The sequence below is a fragment of the Bacillus sp. M13(2017) genome (genome assembly GCF_002218325.1).
GTDB classification, from domain to species: Bacteria; Bacillota; Bacilli; order Bacillales; family Bacillaceae_G; genus Bacillus_A; species Bacillus_A thuringiensis_K.
Genome location: NZ_KZ268503.1, coordinates 202,432 through 224,530, shown reverse-complemented (window position 1 = coordinate 224,530; position 22,099 = coordinate 202,432). Strand labels below are relative to the sequence as shown.

The window sequence follows — 22,099 nt, the reverse complement described above, 5'->3', positions numbered from 1 at the left end:
CTCTTTTGCTTGTACCAATATATGAGGGTTAAATTTTCGATATGAAAAAAACTATATTTCTCTATGAATTTACTTTTCATTTATGGATATATATGTAAAGAGGATTAAGGAGGGTTATTATGTGGAAGCACAAAAAATTCGGTAATGTATTACTTTGGGTGGGCCCTATCCTTGTATTTTTAGGATTATGTATGACAAATGTTATTTCAGATATTCCTTTCTTTGAGGGAAAACATAAAACGGTTGGTATTGTACTTATATTTATAGGTGTAATCTGTTTTGTTGCTGCTAATCATTTGAAAAAAGGAGAAAGATATGAAGAATAAATCTAAATAAAAAACAATCCTGGCATATTAACTAGGATTGCTTTTTATTAATGTTGATTATTTGTAGAATACTTTATCAACGTTATATTTCGCTTTGTATTCATTAATGATATATGTTTCGTAAATTTCTCTTTCTGTTGGATCTTCTACGATACATGCATCAATGCGGTATACTTCATCACGGTGGTTTTTAATTGGTGAAACATTATCTTCAAAATGCTTCTTAATACGTTGTCTAATTTTACGAGCTTTACCTACGAAAAGAAGTTCGTCATTAATATTGTAAAACATAAAAATGCCGCCTTTATCTCTAGGGAACAAGTGGAAATCGATAAATCCATTAATTGGAGTAATGATTGGCTCGTCTCCTTTAATAACTTGTTTACGTTCAGTAATTGAAACATCAGCTTCAGGAATATTAATTTTAATCAAGTTCATTCACGTCCTCTTTTATTATAAAGATAAATAATAGCATACATAAGTAAGAAAAGCTATGTTCAGAGGCATATTTCATTTTATAATTCAAATATTATAGGTGTATCATGTAAACTTTTCTTCCAAATCATATGATCACTGGATTCTCCCCAGTAATCTTTCAATACATAGCTAGGTTTTCCAAACTTTTTTATCCATATACTTTGCGCATTTTTATATCCACTATCTAAACAATATTCTGTTATCCCTCTGCTAAGTAATGTAAGAAACATTGTATGTAGTAATAAACTCCCTATTCCCTTTCTCTGATACTCCGGAAGTATGAATACAGTTCCTATTTCATACAAATTTTTAAGTACACCACCTGTACAACTATTAATCAATGTACTTGCTGGACCGATTTCGATTGTTCCAATGATTTTATCGTTACTTGTATCAATTGCTAATAAAAAGTAACGACTTTCTCCGTTACTATCAAAATCACTTTTCAAATACTGCTTTTTTGAGTTAATTTCATTTTCTATGTCATCCAATAATTGTGACAATCCTTCATTTTTGTATGTATTCGTAATAACTATACGGAAAAATAAATATAGTTCATCTACATCATTCAAATTCGGTCTTCTAACTGCAACGTTAGTCATAAATTCAATCTCCAATCCTCATTATGCCATTATCAATACAACACTTTATATAATCTATTCATCATTATTCTGCAAAAACCTGCATAAATCCAACAGTATAGAAAGCTCATTATAAATATTGATAAAATAATTTTTATATTCATAGTTGTATGAACAGCAGGACCAAGTACCGGAAAGTGGAAAACATCGAGAACAATCATAATACCTATAAGTAGACAAGTTGCTGAAAAGGATACAATCCAAATTCTCCTCTTTAATATTAAAAAAGATACTCCTAAGGCTAGACCTAATAAGCCTGTAGTAAAAGGAAAGACAATTAGTTCACTGGGCTCAATAATAAATAATAGAAAAATAGTAAGAACATAAGAAAGTATTCCCTCACGAATAGAATAGAAAATAGCAAAAAAAATCGGTAATGTCGAAAATGGACTAATGAGCAAACCTATACCAGGAACTAAGTTCCCAGCTGCTTGAAACATGGTGGCCAATGCACTCATCAAAGCTGTAAGTACTAACTTATTCGCAAGGGACAATTTTCTTTTATGAACAAAGCTCGTATCATGTTCTATCATCAGTTGATACCAATAACGTACAAACCAATTCATTAAAATACCCCCTAAAGATACCACATTCATTACTTTCTATATTATTCATACACTTATGGTTTATGAGTTGCTTTCTACTAGTTATAAATCACTATATAATAGATACTTATAGATTGAAGATTTTTAGGGGGACAAGTCAAGTTGTGCGTTTTGGAAGCAGAATAAACTCTTTATGTTTTTAAACTGAGAATTTATATCGTATCAAGGAATAATTTCAAAAATGGTACCTTTGTTAAAATCAGTTACTTTCATAGAACTGTAAACTCCTAAATATAATTTAGTTTGATCCGAATTTGTTCCTAAACTCATATAATAAGCTGGTTGCGTACCAAAATCATAATTGGTTTCAATAGCATGAAAGTCAGCGTGTTTACCGTCTGTACCTGCTCTAGTATAGGCTAAAACACCCTTAATTGGAGACTGAGATTCTCCTTTCTTGGCAAGGTCAGTAAAAACAACGCTACCTGTTAAATTTGGAATTGCATTTCCCATATATGGCTGAACTCCTGTAAGTGAAGTTCCTCCAAACTTATCTGTTCTAGAATCTTTATGAAAATAACTAAGTAGAGGCAGAATACGCTTCACTGAAGTTTGTATTGTTTCATCATAATAAACCATTGTTCTCTCATCCAAAGCCTGATTTTCGGAACAATGTCGTATAAAAGAAGTAGGTAAATCCCCTTCCCATCCTCGCCACCCAAAATTGATAAAACCATCTTGATTGGGAGTTAACCTCATAAAATGCATTTGAACAAGTTCTGTAACTGGTATAGGTTTATATTGAACAAATGAAAAAACAGACTCTACAATATCCTGTCCGACATTTCCGGCGTATTTGATATATTGATTATAAAACCTTTGAAATGAAATGCCGGTTATATTACGTACTCCTTTTGCAACTACTGTAAGTGTTTCTTGTATAGATAAAGGAAGTTCATTAAAACGTGTAACTACAGGAGGGTTATTTATAAATGTATTTTTATTTACATCGATTTCAATTATTTTTCCTGCTATTTCCAAATCATCTTGACTTAAATTAAATGGATCATAACCTGATCCGCCATCTCCATTTGTAAAAACAAGTTTTCCAGTCTCAGGTGAAAAGTTTAAGCTATTGACTCCGTTATGATTAAAAAACGGGCGTTTTATATTAAGTAATGTTCTACGTTTTTGAGGTTGACCGTTTGATTGAAAAATCCATTCTTCAATTGTATCAATATGATCATATTGAGTATCTCTATTTACCCACTTTAAATTTAAAGTTTTAGGGTCACAAGGATTCGGTTTAAATTGTTTAGAAAGTGCACCTGGACCTTGAGTTCCAGCTACTGAATAATGAAGATAAAATAACCCATTTTGAAAAAAGTGTGGATGGAACGCAAGTCCAAGCAATCCTCGTTCATCATAACCGCTACTAGAAACACCTTCTTCAAATGTACCTAATTTAATAATTAGGTGACGAATATCTAAAAATGTCTTTATAACTCCGTCCCCTATGTAAAAAATCTCCCCTAATTGAGTTGCGATAAATAGTCTTTCGGTCGATTCACCTGGAAGTATCGTTGTTTTCAATACAGTTGGTAAATTTACGTTATGAACAATGGGTCGTAAACTAACTTTAACTTTTGTCAATTAACTGTACACCCCTTTTTCTTCTTTTTTATAGAAGAATATGATTAGAGTAGTTCTGTTAGTATCAAATAAGTTATATTCCTTTTTATTACAATTTTGTATATAATATAATTATAAATAATCTGGGGGACGAACTATGATAATCGTACTACAAATCATCTTACCACTAATTTTCGCAGTCTATTTATTTACCCTCTATCGTAAAGGGACGTATGGATCAGCTTCATTCATTTTAGCAGTCATGATAGGAATTTTCGGCTTAGAGAATTTCTTTCAATATGCTAGTCTAACAGATCATGCTATTTATCCATATTGGGGCAGTTTGAAGGCCGTTGTTATCGTTTTATCAGTCGTATTTCTATTTAAAAAAGGTGGTTTAACAGGAAAATATTGATTTTTAATGCGGTACCTATTTTCTTGTTAAATTGCTTTTATTTTATAAAAGAAGAAATATTTATGTAAAAACAAGAAGGGATGTGTTACATATGTCTATAAATATTATTTCAATAGTCTCTATCATAATATGGATTGTGTTAATTACAGAACTTATAAAACCTTCAAAAGAACAGAATGGACGAAAGATAGTAACTTTAGTAACTGCTGGTTCCGCATCAACACTTATTTTGACGGTTTCATTTATTCAAAATGTCCCATTTTGGAATTGATAGTGATATAACTAACAAAAATATGTATAAATAAAAAGATTAGGATTCATTCCTAATCTTTTTATATTTTGAGGTAGCACCATATCCCTAGCAAGCTAAGGTCTTGAAGTATCCCCTCAACAAAATTTAAAGTTTTTCTAAAGTTATTTATGTGAATTCAAATCGTTTTCAGGAACATATGTGGTTCTTTTATAATTTAAATTTCTTTTTAAACTTCTTATATTTTCTGTACGAACGTCTAACAATGTTTAACATAAAATACGGTATTTTAACAGTGAAAGGCAATTTATAAATGAAAGGAAAATAAAAAGTGAAATATGCCTTTTCTAGATCCCTCCACTTACTATCTTCTTTTGTTTTTAAGAAATCAGATACATCTACTACATATCCCCTTCCTTTTTCCATCATCACATTTTTCCCGTGAACATCACAAGGAGTTAATCCTTGTTCCCTCGCATACTCTAAAGCCTCATTGATATCAAGTATTACCTGCTTAGGAATTTTAATTCCCTTATGAATAGCATCGTATAAGGTAATTTCTTTTAAACGTTTCAATACTATGAAATTTTCTCCTTTATATATAAGCTTTGAATAAGAAGGATGATCTCCAATTCTTCGGTATACTTCTGACTCTTTTTCAATTCCTTCTCCTTCTCGCACGTAAACTTTCACTACCCAATCTTTGTATTCTCTGTGCATGAATACTGCGGCATAATTACCTGTTCCTAAACACTTCCAAAGTCTAGGAATATCTTTAACTACTACAGGCTCGAATTCATCCTCACTTCTTATTCTTACCTCTTTTAATAATTCGTCCTTTATCAATCCCACAAAACTATTTATACTCATCATTCCCACTCCGGTTTTGCTAAAAGGGGGCCCACCCACATTTTAACGAAAATATTACACTAAGCGAATTTTAGCATAAAACGAGTCATCTTTCTTCTTAAAATAAAAAGCTGAATCGTTCTATTTGAACTGTTGAATACTTAATATTTATTCTGTTATTCATAGCCAAAAACCGTACGACATAAAAATGTTTTTAACTATTTTCATTTTTTCAAAGTCAACTGTATAGGTTTTTTCTTAGTGCAAGTTCTCTTAGTTCATTAACCATGCCAAATCTATATTACTCTATTTTATAATCTAAAACATTGTTTAGAAGTGTAGCAAGGTTTTTTTAATTGTTCAATTCTTGTTCCACTAATATCTTTGTTAGCAAAAACTTTTATTGTTTTAATAGTCTTTTGTTTAATTCCCACAATGCTGTTTTGTTGCTATCCCATTTCAAAAGCGTTACTGCTTCCTCGAAGCATAACCATTTATAATTGAAGTGTTCTTTAGATAATGATATGTTTTTTGTAGGGACTTTAACTGCAAAAGAAAATTCTTTTATTACATAAACCTCTTCGCCCCAAAGGAATCCTCCAACTACATCCTCTACTGGTAGTGAAGACACAGAATCTAATTGTATATATGGACATTCTCTTGTAATACCAGCCTCTTCAAACGCTTCCCGTTTTGCTGATTCAATAGGAATCTCACCGTCTTCTCCGCCACCAGCTATTCCTTGCCAATAACCATAATCACTTCGTTTGAAAATAGCATATTGAATGGAATTGGCAGTTTTTATATAAGGAAATATCAATACTTGATATGGTGCTCTCATTGCTTAAGCTCCTCTCGAAAATAAGTTTTAAATAAATATAAATAAAGAGCCGACATCACAATTCTACATTATTAATGCAGGTTTATAATGTCAGCCCTCTATTTTTAAAGAATTTTATTTTTCATAAACAGGCTTACTCTTAACAGAGGAAAAACTGCTTATTCCCTGTCGAATATGTTTGGCATGGTTTTTTCTAAATGTTAGCAGTACCCTATATTATTCAATTGCGCCAGCAACATCATAATCATTTAAATCTAATTCAATCGTTTGTCCGAGCGCTAGTTTAGCAAGTTCCGCTCCTAGGTATGGACCAGCTGTTAAACCCGAAGCGCCTAATCCATTCGCAACGAGAATTCCTTCAAAGTTAGGTAGTGGTCCGATAACAGGTAAGAATCCTGGTGTGAATGGTCTGAATCCAACTCTCGTTTCAAGCATTGTAGCATTTTCTAAGCCAGGTGCAACTGCTAATGCCTTATGGAATACTTCATGTAAACCACCTGCTGTTACACGATGATCGAAACCAGTATCATTCTCATGTGTTGCACCAATTACGACATGCCCATTGTCAAACGTTAAAATATATTGATCGTTCGGTGGCATAACAACTGGCATATTTTCTGTTGCTGTATTTTCGATTTGCAGATGAACAATTTGTCCTTTTTGGAATGTAACTAAGAAATTAATTCCTAATGGGTTCAAGATTTCGTTCGCCCATGCGCCTGCAGTTACAATAACCTTTTCTGCTAAAAGTGTTTCATCGTTTACTGTAACTCCAGTAATATGATTTCCTTCACGGACTAATACTGCATCGCCTTTTATAAAAGTTGCACCATGTTTTTTCGCAGCACTTATTAATGCATTGCGTAATAATCTTCCATTTACTCGTGCAGCACCACTAATATGAACAGAACTATATTCTTCTGATAATGCCGGGAATAATTTTTTTGTTTCTTCAGCTGATAAGCGAGTGATTTCACCAATCTCTGGGGCATCTTCACGTCGTTTATAAGCTCGCTCTTCCATTTGATCTAACTTTTTCTCGTCAGTATGTAAACTAATTGCACCTACACGATTATATCCTGTGTCAGTTTCACCGTCTTCTTCTAATTGCTGAATTAACGAAGAATAGTAACGTGCACCGCCTTTAACAATTTTATACCATGCTTTATTACGACGCTGTGATAGCCATGGACATACAATACCTGCTCCTGCATCAGTTGCTTGCCCTAATTGTTGGCGATCCACGATAGTAACATTCGCACCTGCCTTAGCAAGATGATAAGCAGTAGACGCTCCTAAAATTCCAGATCCAACTACAATATACGATTTCATTTCAAACACCTTTTCTCTTTTTGCTAATTATATAAATATAAGAACATTCCTTAGTATAATGGAAGGAATACTTTTTTCAATGTACTCATCACAATTAATTGTTGCAGCATTGTGACTTTCTTAGTCATTATTTTTTCTTTTTACGGAATAATTCAATTGTTTTATAGCCTTGTGAAAGGATTTCTATCATTTTCTCTAGACGTTTTTCACGTGTTTTTTCTTGTTTCACAGAAAAAAGATTACGTGCCCAATCTTTTTGGTATCCAGGCGTTAAACTTTGATAAAACTTAAGTTCATTCGGATGATTAGCTAATAATGCTTCAACATCTTTAATTCGATCTGCATAATCGGCAACACATTGACTCATAGCAGATGTTTTCGTTGTTTTTTTCTTCTCGCGTTTTAAACCTACAACAGTAAAGACTTCATCCATACTTACCATTCGTGCAAATTTAATATCGCTTTCTCCCACATAACCATCTTCTCCAACGTTTAATGCCGGAAACATCTCATCACGGTGAATAAACGTACTATAACGAGCATTACCTTTTTTCGGATATGCGAAGAACACGTAACCTTTTTCAATTAGTAATTCTTCATTACTAATAATAAAATTCGTTTGTTTCACCATTTCATCAAGCGTTTCTACAAATATAAAGATAGCATCGTGTTTTTTTGAGAATGCAGTTTCTTTACCTGTAAAAATGTCATAATTACTTGGTTCGTTAATAACGACCATATTTGTATACTTATTAAGTTTCAATTTATCAATAACTGACATATTAATCTTCCTTTACATTCAAAATTCATTGTACATACTTTTTCGTACTGTTCTAGTGTATTATATGTATTAAGAAAATCAAACTTTAAATCATATTATCCTGCTGCAAAAAAGCCAGTTTTTCATACATATGAAGAAGCTACGGAAATATTAAAAACATTAACTATACCGCAGTTTCCGAAACATATTAGACGAAAACCATTTACACCAAAAATAATAAAGATAGCCGCTTCTGAATAAGTACCGGCTATCTTTATTATTCATAACTTAATAGCAAATAAAGTATATAAAAACTCTCTATATTGATCTTCTGTAATTTCACGCTTAGTTTTTTCCCCATGAATCATTTCAGTTAAACTTGTATTCGTTAATGAAATATGGCCGGAGTTCGTCAACTTAACTGCAATTGGTCCTTTATTAAAAATAGACTTCTCATCTTCTATCACTCTTCTTTGAACATCGTTTACTACTATCTCATCAATAATATGTTTATAAAAAGCATGACAAACTTTCCATTCTCCATCAGTATCTATTCTTTCTAAAACATAATTTCCTTTACTCGTATCTTTCCGTCTCACCCGGTACGAACCATTTTTTGAAGAAACAGACTCGCCAGTAAAAGGTACAGGAACTAGAGGTACTAACGAAGCTATACCTACATCAATTAAATACTGTACATTTTCATAAGTTAAAATAATTGTTATATGGCCATCCTCAAGTGCCCATGCACTTATATCATTTTTATAAACCGTACCCAATGCCAGTTGTACATCATAGCCACAGTCTTTTAAGAAATAGTAAAAAAGAGTATTTAATTCGTAGCAAAGTCCACCACGGGAACTAGTTAAAATTTTCTCCCGTAAGTTTTCCAGAGAGATTTGATTCGTATTTCGTGCTATAACATCTAAATTCTCAAATGGTATAGTGTGCGCAAACGAAAAGAGTATAGTAGGTAATTCTTCAAACTTTACTTCATTACGTTTTTTTAGATTTAATCTTGTGAAAATCTGATCTTGTAAACTTGTCATAATTAGCACCCCTTAAAAATTTATAAGTTTAAATAATATATGCTGATTGTAAATTTTAAGGGGCACTGTAACAATGTACATTTCATTTAACTGTACCGGTACAAAAATTACGATTCACGAGTTAAATTAATAGAAGGCGTCATTACAAATATCTTTTCTGTAATTACTTCTTTTCGGGGCAAACCAAAAGCTACGAATATAAATTTAATAGTTTATCTATAGGCAAATTATTACTATCACTTAAATCAACAAAATATTGACGTTGCCACGTTTGGCTCTTTTTAGCTTGATTGCTAACGGTGGTATCCCAAACAGGATAAATTCTCATTGCCATTTTCCCTGTTTGATTTTGTGTTCTCAATATTTTTTCTTTAAGAAGAATCTCTTTAGGAAAAATAAATTGTCCTACTTTATTATCAGCAATACAAGTGATTACTAATAAATCAGGAGCAGCTTCATAAGAGAAAGCTCTATTTCGCATATTTTCATCTTTCTCCCAAAAAGAAACAAATTGCCCAATTTTATTAGGAGTCAATTTTGATTTTCTAAAACGAATGGTTTTGTTATTTAAGTGGAATAAACATCCTGCATATTCTGCGTTTTGCTTTTCTTCTTTTAGATTCGTAATCATTAAATTGTTAGGTTTGTAAACTATATTGTTTAAACTTCGGATCGTATCATTAAAATTGTTCAAAAAAACTCCCCCTTTATTCATCTCTTAGTTTACCACAAACATCAGTTCTTCTATATCGTATATAATCATTAACTAAGTGAAATGGGGGAATTTAGCAGGATATAATTATTACTTTAATGTACTTAGTTTTTCAATTGCTTGTTGTTCAGTTGCTAAGTAAAAAATGTCATTCCCTTTATTACATTCATAAATAAAATCCTTTAAGCTTTTACTAGTATATATAGAGTAATCTCCAACAATAGCAATCTTTACCTTGTAGTTTATAAACTGTTGAAGGATATCGCCCGCAAGCCGTGTTTTTAGATCAAAGAAATCTTCACTTATTAAAGATTTATGGATAATAATATGTTTCGCATCTACCTCATATTGAACTGTTGCCATAGTATCTAATGCAGACTGAACATTCGATATTAATACCAATAACCGCAATATTGATTCCATCGATTACTACTTTCTTTATTTCCATAGTCTCACCCCTTTATAATTTACACAGTATGAGTAAAATTGTTTTACAAAACTTCGTATTAATCATAGATTAAATTAGCCTCAGCTATTAAAATGGCCTCTATTTTTTGTTGTAAATATATATTTTTTTATTACTAATACGGTCAATGAAATTAATGATAGTTCCTCTTTTTTTATATTTTTGAATATATATATGGAATTACTTTTACTTGTTATAAAAATATTGTGGAGTAACATAACTTAACAAACTATCCAAAGTGTTAATCTCGGCATATGGTTGTATTTTGGTAGTATTCTTGATTTTCTGAGGGTTAAACCACACACCTTTTATATTTGCATTTTGAGGACCAGCAATATCCTTTTCTAAGTCATCTCCAACAAATAAAGTATTTTCCGGTTGTAAATTTAGCTTATTTAATGCTAGTTCGAATATACGTTTATCAGGTTTACTAAATCCCACTTCTTCAGAAATAATGATTGTTTCAAAATACCTATTTAAATTCGTGTTAAATATTTTAGCTTTTTGCCTCTGAGTTGAGCCATTTGTTATAATTCCAACTTTAAAGTGCTTCTTTATTTGATTTAAGAAATGAACAGTATTTTGGTCTATTGAAAAACATCTAGGGAAATTATTATTCCAAAAATCTTGGATGTAATTGCGTGGCAATCTATACTTCGGCGGGAATTCATCAAACAACGATTCTAAAACTATTGTTTTATCACACATGCCGTATTCCCTTTTATCGTATTCTTTGAAATTCTGTAACATGTTGCTTTTAGCCGCACCATCTACATTTTCATAACACTTTTCTAAAACAATTAAAAATAATGCCTCTACTGCTTTATCCCTATCAAGTAATGTATCATCTAAATCAAACAGCATCGCTTTATAACCCATCAAATAATTTCACAACCTTTCTCGCATGATTTAAATAATCCTTAGTTCACACCTTAAGCGTTTACTAAATTAGCAAAAAAACTCTAAAGTTTGTGACGTACACTCTATAATTTCGCTAACTTTTTTTATATTGAAATTCATTTCCGTTTCCCCTTCTAGTAAGTAGCGAAAGTATATGTTCACACAGTTTAAGAAATCACATACAGTTCCCAATATTATACATTAGTTTTTTAGAAATATAAATCGTTCAGCTTTTCATACGATAAGTTTTTTCAAGCATACAATTATTTTTTCATAAAAAGGAATATGGCTAATAATATTTTTTTGGAGAATACACATTCTTGAAAATGAAGCTAATACGTTAAACGTCCTATGAGGTTCCTATTGTATCTCCACATAAACTCCAGATAGTGCGGCTATAATGACTACCAGAGGTGATATTATGAAAAACTATCATATTCTCGTGGTAGAGGACGATCAAGAAATTCAGGAATTAATTAAACAATTTTTAATGACACAGCATTATACAGTGGTAGTCGCTTCAGATGGACTAGAGGGTATGACACAATTTAATAAGCAATCGTTTGATTTAATTCTTCTAGATGTCATGATGCCCAATCTTAATGGGTTTGAAGTTTCTAAAATGATTCGAAGTCAGTCAAACGTACCAATTATTATGCTAACTGCGTTGGAAGAAGAGGAAGATCAAATGAAAGGATTCGACCTTGGGATCGATGATTATATTACAAAGCCCTTTTCATTTCATGTTTTGATTAGACGAGTCGAAGCGGTACTTAGAAGAAGTTATGATAAAAATGTAAATAATCATTTGATATTTAAAGAAGTGCGTATTGATGTGGATGCATATAGAGTATATGTAAATGACGTTGAAATTATATTAACGACAAAAGAGTTTGAAATTCTACAACTACTATTTCAAAATGAGAGAAAAGTACTCACAAGAGAAAATATCGTTGAAAAGGTTTGGGGTTACGATTATTTTGGAGAAACACGAATAATTGATACACATATTAAAAACCTACGCAAAAAATTAGCTATCCCTTATATTAAAACAATAAAGGGTATTGGATATAAAATTGATGAATAGTATTGTGAAACTCATGAAAATGAAGCAAATTACTTATAAACTCTTTATGACTACATCTCTCATTTTATTATCCTTTGCAGTATTGATTTATTTAACTTTATACTTCTTTCTCCCTACATTTTATGAGCAATATAAAACAGATCAACTTCAAACAGGGATAAACGAAATCATTGATAAGTCTAAAAATCTTACGTTTCAAGATGCGATACCACTTTTTGATGAATACGCCAAAAAAAATAATGCGATGCTTTATCTTCAAAATAAAGAAGGAGTAATTATTTACTCTCCTTCATTTTCTTTTATTCAAAGTGGTACGCAAAAAACAGTAGTTACTAAAGCAACACGATTCGAGAATACAAGTACCCTTAGCAATTCATATAACGTTACGAAACCAATTCAATTCCAAGATGGTAGTTTAACGCTTATAGTCTTTGCTACATTTCAACCGATTGATGAAGCTTCACAAGTTTTAGTACGCTTTCTCCCCTATATTAGTATCATTGTGCTCGTTATTGGTATAGGAAGTGCTTATTTTTATTCCAGGTTTATTACAAAGCCACTTATTTATATTAATGAAGGTGCACAAAAGATGGCAAATTTAGATTTCTCCGAAAAAATTGAGGTTCGCTCTACAGATGAGTTAGGAGAATTATCTAATAGTTTGAATGACATGTCTATTAACTTGCAACAAGCTATGTTTGATTTAAAAAAAGCAAATGAACAATTAAAAAATGATATTGAAAAAGAAAGAGAAATAGAAACAAAACGAAGAGAGTTTTTTGCGATTGTAGCACATGAATTAAAGTCTCCTCTTACTGTAATGAAAGGATACTTAGAAGGAATGATATACAATATTGGCCCTTATCAAAATCGCGATCAATATTTAAAGAAAAATCATCAAATTATTGAAAGTATGGAACAATTAGTTCGTGAAATTTTAAGCGTATCGAAATTAGAACAACACACCTTCAAACTAAAAGTAGAGGAAGTTAATCCTTCAAAGTTAATAGGTACAATCACAAAAGATCTCGAATTTTTTGCTTCTCAAAAAAGCATCGAAATAATAAAAGAAATTGATTCTGACCTTTCTATTTATACCGATTGTGCTCTTTTAGAAAAAGCATGTAAAAATATTATTCACAATGCGGTTATGTATTCACCACATAATGAAAAAGTCTATATAAAGTTAATTGAGGATTCTAAACAAGGTCAAATCGAAATGAAAATTATAAATACAGGTGTCAATATTAAAGATGAAGAGATACAACAAATTTTCAAACCATTTTATCGAATTGAAAAATCAAGGAATCGAAATACTGGAGGAAATGGTTTAGGGCTATATATTGTTAAACAAATTCTTGAAACGCTAGATATAAAGTATTCAATAAAAAATATGGAACATAGTGTACAATTTTGCATGAGTATTCCATTATCTAAACATAAAAACAAACAAACTCTCCTTTAAATAGGACGAGTTTGTTTGTTTTTGTAGTAAGTATAAATTTATTAACAGGTTTTTCACGTAATGGACAAATGCTGCTTCTTAAATGGCGATTATCATAAGTAGTGACAAACCGTATTCAATTTACATATTTATCTTCTACTATAGCAGCAAAAAAACGACATTCCGCTTAGCAGCAAATTAGATTCTCTTATTTGAGATGCATTTCATCTATGAAACTGAAAAGGAAGATGAAAAATGTATATTTGCCTCCATTTTTCAGATTAATTTGGAATTCTTTTATGGTAAGCTATATGTAAAGATTAAATATAAAACATAAAGGATGATTCGTATGCAAATAAGACCACAAGTAAGTGAATATAACTCCTATTATGCAACGTATACCAACTTGGTATCAGACGGAAATATCATACATATTCTAGAACAACAAATGAAGGAAACGAATCTTTTATTAAAGGGAATTTCTGATAGTGAGGGACTTTTCCGGTATGCTCCTACTAAATGGAGTATAAAAGAAGTAATGGGTCATATAGCAGATACAGAACGGATTATGGCGTATCGATTACTATCAATCGCTCGAGGCGAGACAGCAGAACTTCCAGGCTATAATGATGATATGTATGTTCTTAGAGCTGCTTTTGATAAGCAATCTATGCAAGATCTTCTTGAGAATTTAATAGTTGTTCGCCAATCTACCCTGCATTTACTTAGAAGCTTAGATAAAGAAGCTTGGTCACAAAGAGGAAATGCGAATAATTCTGAAGTTACAGTTCGTGCATTAGCATACATCATTGCTGGTCATGAGCTTCATCATCTTCAAATTATAAAAGAACGTTACCTTGGTTCTAATTTATATCCAGCAACTTAATATTTGAAGAAAAAGAGTCCTATTTATGTAGGGCTCTTTTTCAGTATTTATAACGGATTAGCGCTTAGAACCATGGCAATTAAATGTCTTTATTTATAAAATTCACCACATAATATTTATGCTATCCCCTCTTATTCTGTACATAATTTTCTTTAGGCTGATATACTATAAACACAATAGTTCTGGAAAGGTGATGATATTATGTATGAACAACAAAATAATAGAGATAGAGATCAAAAAATGATGTTTTCTATGCAAGGAGTTCCCACAAATAAAATTAACATGCATCAATTACCTAAATGGATTAGAATTTTTGGCTATTGTGCGTTTGGTTGGATGATAGTATTTAGTTTAATTATGATTGTAGGTTTAATTCTGCAATAACTATACAGAGTAGGTAAACGGGACGATATTTAGGTCATACATCTAGGTAATGTCCCGTTTTTTATGTGTGATTATCCCATGATATAGGTAACCAATTATAATAAAAAGAACCTGTAGAATATCCTACAAGTTCTTTTTATTATATTATTAAAACGGGAACAACAAACTATTTTAACATTCAGTACAGGGAGACCATTTTGATTATGGCTTGATTTTATTATAAATCAAATATAAGCTTTTGAAAGGTCTGAATCTTGAAAATTATGTCAATTAAAAAGCTACGATGTTTATATTAGATTTCATTTACGACCAACTTCTTCTTACTTAAATACACTGCACGATCTGATTTTTTAGCAACCTCCTGTGAGTGCGTCACAACAATAATGCATTTATTCTCTTTATGTGCAAGTTCTTGAAATAGTTCTATTATATCCATTGCGGTTTCCTCGTCGAGGTTTCCTGTCGGCTCATCTGCAATCAGTAAATCAACATTACAAGATAGTGCTCGAGCAATTGCTACACGCTGTTGTTGACCACCACTTAGTTGCAGGACGTTTCGTTTCGCTTCAACTTCTGTGAGTCCTACCCTCTCTAATAATTGTAATGCTCTTGCTGTTTTATTTTGCACTTTAACACCTGTAATTTCCATTGCTGTTAAGACATTTTGAAGAGCTGTCATATAGGTTATCAAATTATAAGATTGGAAAATTACAGATACATTTTGATTACGGTATCGATCCAAACCAATTTTTCTAATATCTTTGCCATTATACAGTACATAACCATTTTTAGGGACATCCAGTCCACAACCTAAGCTCAGGGTTGTGGTTTTGCCAGATCCGGATGGTCCTAAAATCGTGTAGAAATGACCTTTTTGAAAAGAAAAGTTAACATTATCTAGTATCGCTACATTTTTTCCATTACTTTCATAATAATAATCCAAATTTTTAAACTGTAAAATCGTCTCCATATCGAGCCTCCTCATTCATCTTTTAAAAGAATTTGTTTTGGGTTTAAACGTAGAATAGATAATGCTGGAAGAAGTGTTGCTATTATAGCAATAGCTAGTCCAATTCCACCCATTTTCCCTACATCTTCTCCTGTTACACTTACATCAATTTTATCAATTGGATCTTCTTTTTGATTTTGTAGAGTACCACCAGGTCCAGCCATCATTACAGTACCATTTTGCGAGGTATTTGTTTCTTCGCCTGCAGTAGCAATTTCATTCGACAGTAAATTATCCCCGATATATTGAGAAACTTTAGCTCCTGTTGTTATGGATAATCCAAATGCTAAAATAGCGACACACACTACTTCTACTACGAATTGCGCCATTAGTTTCCACTTTTTCTCTCCAATAGACAATAGAATTCCCATTTCTTTACGACGTCCTTTAATTGATAGCATAATGATTAATCCTAAAATAATTGCACCTGCAATCGATACAATATAAATAATCATTTGAGAAGTCGAAGAGATATTTTCGATAGGACCAATCATTTGCTTGTACAATGAATCATGCGCATCTAATTTATAATAATTAAAATCAATATTAGATTTTTTTGCTTCTTTTTTAAATGCATCAATATATTGTGGATCATTCAAGAAATACACGACTTGAACACTACTTATACCTGGGTCTACTTCTAATTTTTTCATAGTTGAATGCGGCATATATAGTTTATTAGCTGGATCCATAATAGGAGGAGCCTGTTGCCCCATTGCTTGCTCATTTGTTTCGTAAATACCGATAATTTCAACCTCAAGGGTTTCCTTCTTATCCCCTGATTGCACTTTAACTTTGTCTCCTGCTTTCAAATTGTTTAATTCCGCTAATCGTTTTTCCATTAAAGCTACATTCTGATCCTTCATTTGCTCTGTAATTGGTTTTCCATCAATGATTTTACTTTTTCCGTTTTTAAAGCTTTCTTGTAATGCAGTCTTGCGAACTCCCTCAATCATAAAAGAAGCATTCATATCTATTTCTGTACCAGAGCTTGAACCGCCTCGCGCAGCCGCCATTCCCACTTTACCTTTTCCTTCTTCTTCTCCTTCTGAAGCTCCTACTAGTTTAAGCCCATCAGAAATACCGAAAGTGTTAGCTATGTAATTATAATCTTTTACATACTTGGACTTCGCTAATTGATCTGTTTCTTTTGCATCGAGCTGCGGCGGATTTGGCATTTCTCCAGTTTCCTTAGCTTTTTGACCTAATTTGTCGAAATCAAGACCTAAAGTAACATCTACACCAAGTTTTTTTCTTGCAGCATCCGCTGCTTTTTTTGATGCATTTTGAATTGTGAAACCTGAAAGAACCAAATTTGTAACAATTAGAAAAACTGCCATCAAAATTAATGATGTTCCTATCCTTTTTTTCATACTGAGAATTGCTCGTTTCATAAAATTCATTTTTTCTTACCTCCTTGATATCTTGTATTCTACATAGGTTATCTAGAGTTTATATGGAGCTAATCGGTAGTTTAACGAGAGATATAAGGAGTTTATGTGTAGTTATTCATTTACCTGTTCAAGAAAAACTAGAACACAAATTCAAAAACGCAGTCGTTGTTGAACATTGGTAAGAAGTAGTCAATTTAAGAGAATTATAGAAAAAGAGAGGCTAAGGCTTGATTTAATGTATGTAACATGAAAGATATATTTATTATATAATTTCTATACAATAAATATATAGAAGCTGATTGTGAATATCTATATGGGAATTGTAAGGTTCCTCATAGAAATTACATCTTTTAATAAGAAAAGAAGCAAGTAAACATTCTTTTATATGGATAAGAATATTAACTTGCTTCTTACATTTTAGTATAAATTATCTATTGTAAGCTTTATAATATAATATACAAATTCATCACCTATTTTTATAATTCAAGCACCTACTAGTAGGAAAAGAAAATATTTCCTACTTAATTTAAAACATAAATTTTGTTTATGTTTTAAACAATATGTATTTTGGAGGAGGTTAATTTGATTTTTTCAAAACTCATTGATCGGTACGCCTTATATGATTTACACAAAAAAAGAAGTGTAGCATTTCAGTTTACTTCCCTTTCTAACACTTCATTAAATATAAAGAACATAGAATCTTTTTATAAAGTAAAACCATCACATTTTCATTTTGACATTAAGCATTCAAAGCAGGAAAATGAATACATGGTTGGGCAATTCAACTATAAAAGTTCGGTTCAATCCGGTGATTCACGCAACGACTCTGTAACTGGGGAATTATTCTTACATAAAAATGAAAATGCACCTCATGTTATCTTTGTTCACGGTTGGAGAATGGATTCTAACGAACGTGTGAAAAACATATTCCACGATCATATGACCAGCCTGAAGTGGAATATGTATTATTTCACTCTACCCTATCATTTTGAAAGAAAACCCGATCAATCCTTATTCAGTGGAGAGTATATGGTAAGTGCAAATATTGAACGAACAGTACAAGCAACTAGACAAGCGGTAGCTGATTTACGAGCTTTGATTAAATGGATTAAAGCAAATAAAAAGGGCCCCCTGATTCTAATAGGAATTAGTTTAGGCGGATTTATTACTAACTTAACCTCTCTTGTTGAAGAAGAAATTGATATGTTAGCATCCATTTTCTATGCAAATCGACTTTCTTATTCTATTTGGAATACAACTCCAGGTAAATTTATTAGAGAAGACTTGGAACATCATGGTGTTACGTATGATGATTTAATAGATTATTGGAAAATCACTGAACCGAGTCAAGCATTGCCAAAAGTAAAAAAAGAAAATATTTTATTAATTTCAGGTAAGCATGATCTATATGTGCATTCTGAGGATACAGACTACTTGTGGGAATCTTGGGAAAGACCTCCACGATATATTTATAAATGTGGGCATGCCGGGATCGTTCTTAAACGTAAAAAAATTGCAACTGATACTATTGATTTTATTCAAAATCGATTGAACTCCCCGCCCTTATCCAATGTCATGCCTTAAATCGCGAGATTACTAAGTGCAAAATCTTATACTTATATTGTTATATTTTTTACTAGTCACCTTTGTAAATCTTCGTCCCCTAGCCTTACACGATTGAAAATGAAATAAAATAAATAACTAAGGAACTAATTTACCATATAGAAAAACAATGCTCAGCATTTTCACCAGTGATCGCTGTATATGCAATATTACATACAAAAATCTTTATTTGTTACGTTATTAATTTAAAAATAAATTATTCATCCATTAATCTATACCCTCCGTATTTACAGTTATGGATACCCTAATTACATATGAAAAGAGAGAAGAAACATTGGTTAGTTCTTCTCTCTTTGTTTATTTTTAAGATAACTATCTATAAAATTTTTCTAATGTACATAATTACAACGACATTAAAACACTTTGCTCTTAAATCCACTACTTGTATTACTGATTGCATGAAACTCCTTCTTGAGAAAGGTTTTAATTTCTGAATGTTCTGTTGACTGTTATAACATATCCAATTTACAATTTAATTGTGGTGTTCTTTCACAATTAAACTACTTAGAATACACTTCATTTATTTGAAAACAATTACAAATAGAGGTGCTAAAATGAAAACTAGAGTAAATCCAGAATTATTACAAGGGTTAGAGATGTTTCCGGATCTCGATTTACGCCCAGAAAATTTGCAATCAATCAGAGAAGGAATAGCTCAAATGAGACCACCTACCGTTGTTGATGACTCTCTTTCTTTAACAGATAAAGTCATTGTTGGGCCTGATGATAATCCGTTACCATTACGAATTTATCGTCCAAAATCAAATCATGAATCTTTACCTGTCTTATTATGGATACATGGTGGAGGTTATATCTTAGGGTCTATAGATGATAACGATGATACTTGTATGAGGTTTGCAAAAGAAGCTAGCTGTGTGGTCGTGTCTGTAGACTACCGCTTAGCGCCTGAATACCCTTACCCAGCACCAATTGAGGATTGTTATTCAGCTTTAAAATGGATTGCTGATAATGCAAAGTCATTAAACATTGATTCGAATCGAATTGGGGTTGCAGGAGTAAGCGCTGGCGGTGGACTAACAGCAGCATTATCATTATTAGCCCGAGATCGAAAATATCCTTCAATTTGTTTACAAATGCCACTATATCCAATGATTGATGACAGAAATGATACACCTTCAGCGAATGAAATTAAAGAGGGATTTGTTTGGAACCAAAAGGCAAATGAAGCTGGCTGGAAAATGTATTTAGGAGAAATGTATGGAACGGATCAAATCCCTGCCTATGCAGCACCTTCTCGAGCTGAGGATTATAGTGACTTACCGTATACTTACACATTTGTTGGTCAATTAGATCCATTCCGCAGCGAAACATTAACCTATGTAAGCAAACTAGCACAAGCTGGTGTTGATGTGGAGTTTCATTTATATCCAAATGCCTATCACTGGTTTGAAGGGTTAAATCCAAATGCCGATGTATCTATTTATGCTGTGAACGAAATAGTACAAGCAATAAAAACTGGTTTCAAACGAGTATCCAAGGTTGAGGCTTAATCCCATTACAAGAGAAACACTTATAAATAGTATATATGTATTTATCATTTAAATATAATAGCCGATTCTAAATAAGAATCGGCTATTATATTTAAAATCCGCCTAATATATCAAGGTTGAGAAACAGATATAAGATGTTTAGGCGATGTGTTTATTTCCTCTGCTAATGCTTTTATGTTCATCATGATTTGAAGTATTTCTTCTTTTGTTGTCCTTGGGTTGATAGAGCAAAGTCGAATTACTACTTTTTCTTTTAATTTAGTCGTACTTAGCATAGCAAATCCTCTTTGATTAATTTCTTCCACCAATTTTTTGTTTATTTCATGAATTGTATCTGTAGATGTTAGCTCACATGGAATATAACGAAAAGTAACAATTCCTAATTGGGCAGGTGTTACTACTTCCCAATCTTTTTCTTTCCTTAAAAACTCTTCAACTTGTTCAGCTAGCATAATGCCATGATCAATTGCCTCACGAAAAGCTGTAACTCCGAATGCTTTAAAAGAAAGCCATACCTTTAATGCTCTAAATCTACGGGAAAGTTCAATTCCACGCTCTCCAAAATTCACTTTTTCTTCTATATTAGTTTCCGTATCCCTAATATACTCTGGGATCATACGAAACGTTTCGCTTAAATATTGACTATTTCGAATGAGTACACAACCAACATCATAAGGCTGAAAAAGCCATTTGTGCGGGTCTAACGTTAAAGAATCAGCACGATGAATTCCACTTAATAACTCCCTTCCTTTTTCACTGAGAATTGCTGCAGCCCCATAAGCCCCATCCACGTGTAGCCATATATCTTCATCACCACATAGATCAGCCAATTCATCGAGGGAGTCCACCGCTCCGCAATTCGTTGTCCCTGCATTAGCAATAACACAGAATGGTTTTTTCCCTTTTAATCGATCTTCTTTTATTTGTTTTCTTAAAGTACTAACTGAAATTTTTAAATCTTCATCTGTCTCAATTCGGCAAATTTGGTGCTGTTTAAAACCTAATACTTTAAGTGCTCGATCTACAGAAAAATGAGTTTGGTTAGAAAAATAAACAATCGCATTTTCTATGTCATTATTCAGCTTGACCTGTCTCGCTACAGTAAGTGCAGTCAAATTAGCCATGGAACCGCCACTGACAAATAGTCCTTCAGCTGAATCAGGGAATCCTAGCATTGATTTTAACCAGTTAATTGTCGTTAATTCAATTTGTTCGGCACCTGCACCTACTATCCAAGCTGTAGGAAATACATTAAACCCACTTGCTAAAAAATCTGCTAATACACCAACATAATTATTAGGACCTGGCACAAAAGCCATAAAATGAGGATGATCCACATGAGTAATTTGATTAAACACATTGTTATTAAGAAAATGAAGTAATTCTTTTGGATTAGATCCGTTTTCCGGAATCGTTTCAATTAGCTTGTCTCTAAAAATATTACTATCAATCGTTTCTGAAACTGGTTTACTTTTTAAATGATTCATATGATCAACAATCAAGTCAACCGCTTGATATCCTAACTGACGCATCTCTTCGGCTGATAACTGCAAGTTTTTTGTCATT

General features: G+C 32.1%; 23 protein-coding genes and 1 pseudogene. 9 read left to right on the top strand and 15 right to left on the bottom strand.

The genetic code is table 11. The features are described 5' to 3' along the window. Positions 1-119: 119 nt before the first annotated feature. The gene (locus tag CGQ22_RS12910; RefSeq protein WP_000265461.1) at positions 120-326 is read left to right on the top strand and encodes a hypothetical protein; all 207 of its coding nucleotides are present in this window, start codon (positions 120-122) and stop codon (positions 324-326) included. Between the two features lie 57 nt (positions 327-383). Here the strand turns inward: CGQ22_RS12910 and CGQ22_RS12905 are convergent, their stop codons facing one another. The 4 genes from CGQ22_RS12905 to CGQ22_RS12890 form a co-directional block, all read right to left on the bottom strand. Beyond that, positions 384-764 (bottom strand): nucleotide excision repair endonuclease, encoded by a 381-nt coding sequence (locus tag CGQ22_RS12905; protein WP_001048941.1) that lies wholly within the window; start codon positions 762-764, stop codon positions 384-386. A gap of 77 nt (positions 765-841) precedes the next feature. Next, entirely contained in the window at positions 842-1,405 is a 564-nt protein-coding gene (locus tag CGQ22_RS12900; protein WP_000185960.1) for a GNAT family N-acetyltransferase, read from the bottom strand. Between the two features lie 32 nt (positions 1,406-1,437). After that, positions 1,438-2,010, bottom strand: a complete 573-nt coding sequence (locus CGQ22_RS12895) for a YybS family protein (protein WP_001103995.1) — start codon at positions 2,008-2,010, stop codon at positions 1,438-1,440. 201 nt (positions 2,011-2,211) lie between these two features. Further along, positions 2,212-3,642: a PQQ-dependent sugar dehydrogenase gene (locus tag CGQ22_RS12890; protein ID WP_089148779.1), complete on the bottom strand. Its 1,431-nt coding sequence runs from the start codon at positions 3,640-3,642 to the stop codon at positions 2,212-2,214. A gap of 136 nt (positions 3,643-3,778) precedes the next feature. Here CGQ22_RS12890 and CGQ22_RS12885 point away from each other — a divergent pair, with 136 nt between their 5' ends. Together CGQ22_RS12885 and CGQ22_RS12880 are read left to right on the top strand one after the other, a co-directional pair. Then, entirely contained in the window at positions 3,779-4,036 is a 258-nt protein-coding gene (locus tag CGQ22_RS12885) for a hypothetical protein (protein WP_089148778.1), read from the top strand. A gap of 91 nt (positions 4,037-4,127) precedes the next feature. After that, the gene (locus CGQ22_RS12880) at positions 4,128-4,307 is read left to right on the top strand and encodes a hypothetical protein (RefSeq protein ID WP_000026326.1); all 180 of its coding nucleotides are present in this window, start codon (positions 4,128-4,130) and stop codon (positions 4,305-4,307) included. A 189-nt stretch (positions 4,308-4,496) separates the two neighbouring features. Here the strand turns inward: CGQ22_RS12880 and CGQ22_RS12875 are convergent, their stop codons facing one another. The 8 genes and pseudogenes from CGQ22_RS12875 to CGQ22_RS12840 form a co-directional block, all read right to left on the bottom strand. Next, a complete protein-coding gene (locus CGQ22_RS12875) occupies positions 4,497-5,156 on the bottom strand; it encodes a protein kinase family protein (RefSeq protein ID WP_000026515.1) in 660 nt (219 codons plus the stop codon). Positions 5,157-5,535: 379 nt separating this feature from the next. Beyond that, positions 5,536-5,976, bottom strand: coding sequence for an NUDIX hydrolase (locus tag CGQ22_RS12870; RefSeq protein WP_089148777.1), 441 nt, complete (start codon positions 5,974-5,976; stop codon positions 5,536-5,538). A gap of 216 nt (positions 5,977-6,192) precedes the next feature. Then, positions 6,193-7,308, bottom strand: a complete 1,116-nt coding sequence (locus CGQ22_RS12865) for an NAD(P)/FAD-dependent oxidoreductase (RefSeq protein WP_000844392.1) — start codon at positions 7,306-7,308, stop codon at positions 6,193-6,195. Positions 7,309-7,435: 127 nt separating this feature from the next. Next, positions 7,436-8,089, bottom strand: coding sequence for a YdeI/OmpD-associated family protein (locus CGQ22_RS12860; RefSeq protein WP_000110857.1), 654 nt, complete (start codon positions 8,087-8,089; stop codon positions 7,436-7,438). 260 nt (positions 8,090-8,349) lie between these two features. Then, positions 8,350-9,117 carry an arylamine N-acetyltransferase family protein gene (locus CGQ22_RS12855; protein WP_000202737.1) on the bottom strand — a complete coding sequence of 256 codons (768 nt, stop codon included), beginning with the start codon at positions 9,115-9,117 and terminating at the stop codon, positions 8,350-8,352. Positions 9,118-9,307: 190 nt separating this feature from the next. Beyond that, positions 9,308-9,811: a MepB family protein gene (locus tag CGQ22_RS12850; protein ID WP_139032759.1), complete on the bottom strand. Its 504-nt coding sequence runs from the start codon at positions 9,809-9,811 to the stop codon at positions 9,308-9,310. A gap of 108 nt (positions 9,812-9,919) precedes the next feature. Continuing rightward, positions 9,920-10,277, bottom strand: a pseudogene (locus CGQ22_RS12845) (DUF4180 domain-containing protein). Between the two features lie 204 nt (positions 10,278-10,481). Beyond that, positions 10,482-11,174 (bottom strand): HAD family hydrolase, encoded by a 693-nt coding sequence (locus CGQ22_RS12840; protein ID WP_000540720.1) that lies wholly within the window; start codon positions 11,172-11,174, stop codon positions 10,482-10,484. A gap of 442 nt (positions 11,175-11,616) precedes the next feature. Between CGQ22_RS12840 and CGQ22_RS12835 the strand changes: the two genes are divergently transcribed. The 4 genes from CGQ22_RS12835 (at position 11,617) to CGQ22_RS12820 (ending at position 14,996) form a co-directional block, all read left to right on the top strand. Further along, entirely contained in the window at positions 11,617-12,282 is a 666-nt protein-coding gene (locus tag CGQ22_RS12835; RefSeq protein WP_000800727.1) for a response regulator transcription factor, read from the top strand. Then, positions 12,275-13,747, top strand: coding sequence for a sensor histidine kinase (locus CGQ22_RS12830; RefSeq protein ID WP_001084902.1), 1,473 nt, complete (start codon positions 12,275-12,277; stop codon positions 13,745-13,747). The genes CGQ22_RS12835 and CGQ22_RS12830 overlap by 8 nt, the downstream gene beginning before the upstream one ends. A gap of 328 nt (positions 13,748-14,075) precedes the next feature. Continuing rightward, positions 14,076-14,612 carry a DinB family protein gene (locus CGQ22_RS12825; protein WP_001167136.1) on the top strand — a complete coding sequence of 179 codons (537 nt, stop codon included), beginning with the start codon at positions 14,076-14,078 and terminating at the stop codon, positions 14,610-14,612. A gap of 201 nt (positions 14,613-14,813) precedes the next feature. After that, positions 14,814-14,996, top strand: a complete 183-nt coding sequence (locus CGQ22_RS12820; protein ID WP_000273233.1) for a hypothetical protein — start codon at positions 14,814-14,816, stop codon at positions 14,994-14,996. Between the two features lie 292 nt (positions 14,997-15,288). Here the strand turns inward: CGQ22_RS12820 and CGQ22_RS12815 are convergent, their stop codons facing one another. Both CGQ22_RS12815 and CGQ22_RS12810 read right to left on the bottom strand, forming a co-directional pair. Further along, positions 15,289-15,966: an ABC transporter ATP-binding protein gene (locus tag CGQ22_RS12815; RefSeq protein ID WP_000447858.1), complete on the bottom strand. Its 678-nt coding sequence runs from the start codon at positions 15,964-15,966 to the stop codon at positions 15,289-15,291. Positions 15,967-15,977: 11 nt separating this feature from the next. Then, positions 15,978-17,408, bottom strand: a complete 1,431-nt coding sequence (locus CGQ22_RS12810; protein WP_001010229.1) for an ABC transporter permease — start codon at positions 17,406-17,408, stop codon at positions 15,978-15,980. Between the two features lie 573 nt (positions 17,409-17,981). On the opposite strand from CGQ22_RS12810, the gene CGQ22_RS12805 reads away from it, so the two are divergent. Next, the gene (locus CGQ22_RS12805) at positions 17,982-18,983 is read left to right on the top strand and encodes an alpha/beta hydrolase (protein WP_000577709.1); all 1,002 of its coding nucleotides are present in this window, start codon (positions 17,982-17,984) and stop codon (positions 18,981-18,983) included. A 593-nt stretch (positions 18,984-19,576) separates the two neighbouring features. After that, complete coding sequence (locus CGQ22_RS12800) at positions 19,577-20,533, top strand: alpha/beta hydrolase (protein ID WP_000857945.1); 957 nt, start codon at positions 19,577-19,579, stop codon at positions 20,531-20,533. 110 nt (positions 20,534-20,643) lie between these two features. On the opposite strand, the gene CGQ22_RS12795 is transcribed toward CGQ22_RS12800, so the two are convergent. Then, complete coding sequence (locus CGQ22_RS12795; RefSeq protein ID WP_000164808.1) at positions 20,644-22,098, bottom strand: pyridoxal phosphate-dependent decarboxylase family protein; 1,455 nt, start codon at positions 22,096-22,098, stop codon at positions 20,644-20,646. Position 22,099: the final 1 nt, after the last annotated feature.